We start from the raw sequence: 2,225 nt of genomic DNA on the forward strand, positions 1-2,225 counted from the left end.
GGCATGGCCAATACGGAAATTGCACCAGACGATGCCTCCGAATTGCAAAATAACTTAGTTTGGTATCATAAAGCCGGAGCCGGAAAAAAACTACCAATTCCCGAAGTAAGAGCTGCGATGCTCTTAAGAATGAACTTCCACTTGCAAGGTGCATCGGGAATTCGGTGGAAATTGATCGATCGCATGAAAACCTTTTTAAACAACAACGTTACTCCCCACGTCCCCGAACTCGGCTCGATCGGCGCTTCTGGCGACTTGACACCCCTAGCCTACATCACAGGTTCGATTATTGGCTTAGACAAACGATTTACAGTGGACTTTAAAGGCGTAGAAATGTCATGCTTAGAAGCCTTGGAAAGGTTGGGAATGCCTCCGATCGATTTGTTACCCAAAGAAGGTTTAGCCATGATGAATGGCACTTCTGTGATGACTGGAATTGCCGCTCTTTGCACCTATGACGCTAAAGTTTTACTCGCTTTGGCAATGGGATCTCATGCCTTAATGATACAAGGATTGGGCGGGACAAATCAATCATTTCATCCCTTTATCCACCGACTGAAACCGCATTTCGGACAAGTGTGGACAGCGGCAGAAATGGTGAAGTTGCTAGCCGGTTCGCGTTTGAGTTTCGATGAATTAAACGGCGCGAATCACTTTAATGGGGAAAGTTTAATTCAAGACCGTTATTCGTTGCGCTGTTTGCCGCAATATATGGGGCCGATCGTCGATGGTATGAAAGAAATCGAGCGCCAAATTGAAGTAGAAATCAACTCGGTTACCGATAATCCCGTTATTGATGTGAATCATCAAGCTAGCTATCACGGCGGTAACTTTTTGGGGCAGTATATCAGCGTGGGAATGGATCGGTTGCGCTATCTTTTGGGATTGTTGGCAAAGCATTTGGATGTGCAAGTTGCGCTGTTAGCTGCACCGGAGTTTAATAATGGCTTATCTCCTTCTTTAGTGGGGAATACTGAAGGTTCGGTCAACATGGGATTGAAGGCTTTACAAATTACGGGAAATTCCATTATGCCGATGTTGACATTTTACGGTAATTCGATCGCCGATCGCTTTCCCACTCATGCAGAACAATTCAACCAAAATATCAATTCTCAAGGTTTTGCCGCCGCGAATTTAACCCGGAATTCGATAGAACTCGCTCAGCAATATATGGCGGTTGCTTTGATGTTTGGCGTGCAAGCGGTAGACTTGCGAACTTTTAAAGTGGCGGGTCATTACGATGGACAAAAGTGTTTGTCGTCACGCACTAAACCTTTGTATGAAGCGGTGCGACAAGTAGTTGGAAAAGCTCCTTCTGCCAAAGAACCTTATATTTGGAACGATCGCGACCAATTTTTAGACGAACATTTGGCAGCAATTACCGCTGATATTCAAGCTGGCGGGGTAATTGTAGAAGCTGTCAAAGAGATTTTGCAGGAGCTAGGGGATAGGGATTAGGGACTAGAGAAAAGAGGTAAAAAAGATGATAAAGTCTCCACCTCTTTTTTCTTTTCTCTTCCCTCTTCCCTAGCCCCTATTCCCTAACCCCTATTCCCTATTCCTAAAACCATGAACATCGCTCAGAACATTGAGCGGGGGAGGCGCATTTTTCCTCAAAAAACCGCTCTGATTTTTGAAGGTCAATGTTTCAGTTACGAAGAACTCGATGAAAGGGCAAATCGAGTCGCGAATGGATTGCAAAATTTGGGTATCAAAAAAGGCGATCGCGTAGCTTTGTATTTGCCCAATATTCCGGAATTTATCTTTGCTTATTTCGGCATTCAAAAACTGGGGGCTGTGTTGGTTTCCATTAACGTAATGCTGAAGCGAGATGAAATTTGGTATATCCTTAACGATTCGGGGTCGAAGGCGATTATTACAACTGAAAAGTTGCGGTCAAATGTGCCCGATCGCGATTTAGTTGACTTGGGGCGGGTGTTGCTGACAGACAGTCCCAATGCAACGGGTTTAAAACTAGAAGAATTAATGGCAATTTCTTCTCCCATCTTTCAATGTGTAGAGATGGAACCGAAAGACCCAGCGACAATTGTTTACACTTCTGGAACGACTGGATTTCCCAAGGGTGCAGTACTTTCTCACGGCAATGTGGTCTCGAATATGCACTCCCAGCGTTACAGTTGCGGAATTACACCAAATGATAAGTTGTTGCTTTATTTGCCTTTATTCCACTGTTTTGGACAGAATGCAATTTTGAATAGCGGATT

The 2,225-nt window shown here is 44.3% G+C and carries 2 protein-coding genes; both read left to right on the forward strand.

From position 1 onward, the window contains the following. A partial coding sequence (locus H6S82_RS29805; protein ID WP_191057218.1) for an aromatic amino acid ammonia-lyase occupies window positions 1-1,458 on the forward strand: 1,458 nt, incomplete at its 5' end. 111 nt (window positions 1,459-1,569) lie between these two features. After that, a partial coding sequence (locus H6S82_RS29810; RefSeq protein WP_191057219.1) for a long-chain fatty acid--CoA ligase occupies window positions 1,570-2,225 on the forward strand: 656 nt, incomplete at its 3' end.

This window comes from Planktothrix sp. FACHB-1355, assembly GCF_014748295.1.
In the GTDB taxonomy this organism is placed as follows: domain Bacteria; phylum Cyanobacteriota; class Cyanobacteriia; order Cyanobacteriales; family Aerosakkonemataceae; genus Aerosakkonema; species Aerosakkonema funiforme_A.